The 4,075-nt window shown below is 53.5% G+C and carries 4 protein-coding genes; 1 reads left to right on the top strand and 3 read right to left on the bottom strand.

Annotated elements, in window-relative coordinates; genetic code table 11:
- Positions 1 to 186, top strand: a 186-nt coding sequence (locus K2I50_RS10610) for a hypothetical protein (protein WP_301026321.1), incomplete at its 5' end; no start/stop codon positions are given.
- Positions 187 to 273: 87 nt separating this feature from the next.
- Here K2I50_RS10610 and rodA read toward each other — a convergent pair.
- The 3 genes from rodA to K2I50_RS10625 all read right to left on the bottom strand — a co-directional run.
- On the bottom strand, positions 274 to 1,743 hold the full coding sequence (rodA, locus tag K2I50_RS10615) for a rod shape-determining protein RodA (RefSeq protein WP_301026322.1): 1,470 nt from the start codon (positions 1,741 to 1,743) through the stop codon (positions 274 to 276).
- The gene (locus K2I50_RS10620; RefSeq protein ID WP_301026323.1) at positions 1,724 to 3,589 is read right to left on the bottom strand and encodes a penicillin-binding transpeptidase domain-containing protein; all 1,866 of its coding nucleotides are present in this window, start codon (positions 3,587 to 3,589) and stop codon (positions 1,724 to 1,726) included. Before K2I50_RS10620 ends, rodA begins: the two co-directional genes overlap by 20 nt.
- Before the next feature lie 13 nt (positions 3,590 to 3,602).
- Positions 3,603 to 4,075, bottom strand: a 473-nt coding sequence (locus K2I50_RS10625) for a rod shape-determining protein MreD (RefSeq protein ID WP_367279102.1), incomplete at its 5' end; no start/stop codon positions are given.

The following is a 4,075-nucleotide window of genomic DNA, read 5'->3' on the forward strand; positions in this document are numbered from 1 at the left end:
CTTCGTCACATGTCGAAAATCGTCTCAAGCTATACGACCCTGGCGGCAACATTTATTATTAAACAAGCTCTTAATCCGGCAAGACTTTCTCCGCTGTTGCATCTTTTGCATGGACGTTTGCCCAATGCAATATCGGCACGATTATCGGCGAAGAGACCGGAGAATGAGTGTGAGCTACAGCGATAAACTCTGATATCATCTGCCGGTGTCAGACCTCGAGTGTGGCATTTTTTGCCATCGGCTCGGCAATCTTGAAAAAAGCGCCGTTGACGGTCAATAGATAAGGTGTTCGCGGCGCGAGGCGTCGATTCGGAGGAGTATGAACAGCAGGAATGTGAAGCCCCACAGCGAGGAGCCGCCGTAGCTGAAAAACGGCAGCGGGATGCCGATTACCGGACATAGACCTATGACCATGCCGATGTTGATGGCGATATGGAATATCAGGTAGGAGGCCACACAATAGGCGTAGACGCGTCCGAATGTGGTAGGCTGGCGCTCGGCTATCGATATGATGCGGAGTATGAGCGTAAGAAACAGCAGAAGCACTAATGCCGAGCCAAGAAAGCCCTCTTCTTCGCCGATTGTGCAGAATATGAAGTCGGTATGCTGTTCGGGCACATATTTGAGCTTGGTCTGGGTGCCGTTGAGAAATCCCTTTCCGAAGGTGCCGCCTGAGCCGATGGCGATTTTCGACTGGTTTACGTTGTAGCCTGCCCCGCGCAAATCCTCCTCGATGCCGAGCGATACCTTGATGCGTTGCTGCTGGTGGGGCTGAAGCACGTCGTTGAACACTTTGTTGACCGAAAACAGGAAGCATATTGATAGCACTGCCGCGCCGGCGGTGACGAAAATCTCGCGCTGGGGTATGCGCAATGCCTGAAAGAGAATGTAGCCGATGGCTGCTCCGATTACCGTCAGGAAGAATGCCAGGCCGGGTATCTCCACGCCACAGATAGCGAGTATCCAGGCAAGAAGGCCGGTAGCTGTAAACCATACCAGGACGTTGCGCGCCACTGTATGCAATTTGCAGTATATGGCGAGCATGGCCACCATGCCGGCTTCAATCATTATAAATACCGCAACCTCTCCCGACGGGATGCCGAGCACGAGTGTCTCGGTATATTTTACCGTTGTCACGAAAAACACAACGGTGGCGAGTGCCGCTGTAAGCACGAGTCCGCTCATGCCCTCGCGGTACAGAACGAAGAACAGAGCCAGATACGCCAGTGCCGAGCCGGTCTCTTTCTGAGCGAGGATAAGAAAAATCGGGAGGAAGATAATCAGCAGAGCTTTCAGATAGTTGGAGGCATTGGCGTTGAGGCTGAAGTTGTACGACGAGAATAGCTTGGCGAGCGCAAGCGCGGTGGCAAATTTACCGAACTCCGCAGGTTGCAGACTCATTGGTCCAAGCACGAGCCACGACCTCGACCCCTTGATGTCGGGAGCAATAAATATGGTGATAATCAGCAGTAATATGACCATCGCATAGATGGGATAGGCATATGCTTCATATACCCTGAAGTCGATAAGCATTATCATGGCTCCGGCCAGAAATGCCAGCCCGATCCAGCGCAACTGTTTGCCGGAGAACTCGTCGAACGAGAACATGGATGCATTGTCGAAGTCGTAGCTCGCGGCATAGATGCTTACTACTCCGCACAGTACGAGCAGCACGTATATTATCACTGTAGGCCAGTCGAGGCCGCGCAGCAACGATGATGCGTTAGTGTTTCTTGACTCCACTGCTTATGATTGTGTTTGATTCAAACATGCGATCTTCAATATATTTCCGCTCGGGAGCGATGGAGTCGTTGAGGTATTTCTCCATCATCAGCGAGCCGATAGGCACACCGTATGTGGCGCCGAATCCGGCATTCTCGACGTAGACGCAGATTGCTATCTTAGGGTCGTCGTAGGGGGCAAAGCCGATGAATGCCGAGTGGTCTTTGCCGTGGGGATTCTGAGCGGTACCGGTCTTGCCGGCTACAGCCACATCCTTGAGGTTGGCAAGGCGGCAGGTGCCTCCGAGCACAGCCATGCGCATACCCTCGGCCACATCAACGAAATGCTGGTGGTCGATGGTGGGAATGCGCTTGTCGGTGAGCTCTTTCGGGAGTATGGTGTCCTGTATCTCTTTTACGATATGCGGGGTGATAAACCATCCTCGGTTGGCTATCGTGGCGCAAAGGTTGGCTATCTGGAGCGGAGTGGCAAGTATCTCGCCCTGTCCGATTGAGATGGATATTATGGTGTTGGCGCTCCAGCGTCCTTCGCCGTATATTTTGTTGTAAAACTGTGCGTTGGGTATGAATCCGCGTCCCTCGCCGGGTAGGTCGACACCGAGGCGGTAGCCATAGCCGAGCGACACAAGGTGTCGCTTCCATACCTCGAATGCCTCGGCGGTAGACCCGTATTTTGAGCGGTTGTTGTCGAGCATGCTCTTCAGACCCCAGCAGAAAAATGCGTTGCAGGAGGTCTGTAGCGCGGGTTTCAGTGTGATTGGTGACGCATGTCCGTGGCATCCTACTTTAAGGCCTCCGCTGATAAATCCGTGGTAGCACGGATAGGCTGTGGTGAGTGAGATTATGTTCTCCTGGCGCAGTATGAGGCCTTGCGACGGCTTGAATGTGGAGCCGGGAGGATATGCACCCTTCAGCGCGCGGTCGAATAGCGGTTTGTAGAAGTCGGCTACCAGTTCGTTGTAATGCTTGCCGCGGTCGCGACCCACGAGCAGGCGCGGGTCGTAGGTCGGACTGCTGACCATTGCCAGAATCTCGCCTGTGGCCGGCTCGATGGCCACGATAGCTCCGATTTTGTTGGCCATCAGCTTCTCGCCGTACTCCTGGAGGTCGATATCGATTGACAGCTTCAGGTCGCGTCCCGACACGGGGGCTATGTCATGTATGCCGTTCTCATATTTCCCCTTTATGCGGCCATATGCATCGCGGATAAGAATCTCGACGCCTTTTTGTCCGCGCAGATACTCCTCATAGCTTTTCTCTACGCCAAGGTCGCCGCAATAGTCGCCGGGTGCGTAATATTCGTCGTTGTCAATCTCTTTCTGCGACACCTCGCGTATGTTGCCGAGGATATTGCCGCCGGCGGGGCGGTCATATTGCCGGAGTATGCGCTGCTGTATGAAGAATCCGGGGAAGCGGTAGAGTTTCTCCTGCAGGCGTCCGTAGTCCTGTGCGGATATATGTGTTATGAAGCGCTGGGGGGTATAGGCCGAGTAGCCGGGGTTGAGCCGGCGGTCCTTCATGTCGGCGAGCCGGCGGTCAAACTGCTCGCGGGTGATGCCGAGCGTGCGGCAGAAGTCGATGGTGTCGAATGCCTGTACGTTTTTGGGAATCATCATTACGTCGTAGGCCGGCTGGTTGTATACGACCAGTTTGTCGTTGCGGTCGCGTATCATGCCGCGCGAAGGGTATAGGGTCTTGCGCATGAACGCGTTGCTGTCGGCGACCTCCTTGTAGCGCGAATCCATTACCTGAAGGCCGAACAGACGTATGATGTATATGCACACAATCACGAGGATGAATCCCCCGATTACGTATTTTCTTTTTTCAAGTTGATAGTCTTTTCTCATAGGTTGCGGAGAGTCAGCTGCCGCGCGATATCACACTGTCGAGTCCGAGCAGCAGCAGAAAAGTGAGGAAAGTGCTGCAAATGACACGCAGCATGAGTCTGAGGGGGTCGAACAGAGAGAATGCTTCGATAAGGAATATGGCTGTACAGTAGAACAGTACCATGGTAAAGAGATATCGTCCGTATATCTCGGGACCGAGAGAGCGGATTGATGGCTCAGGCATGGTGAGCTCGTCCTCGCGCGGGAAATACAGATGCAATATCGGGCGTCGTGCCATCGCAAGCAATGTGCATGCGAGCGAGTTCATCCCCTGTGTGTCCGAGAAGATGTCGACAATCATGCCGAGGGTGAATCCTATTGTGAGCACCCAGTTTACGGCAAGTGTCATAGGCAGCCTTATTATCACATATATGAATACAAACGGGACAGCCGCTCCGAAAAGGCATACATTGTTGAATACGATAGCCATGTCTCTTATACACAGCT

The sequence above is a fragment of the Muribaculum sp. genome (genome assembly GCF_029051885.1).
GTDB lineage: Bacteria > Bacteroidota > Bacteroidia > Bacteroidales > Muribaculaceae > Muribaculum.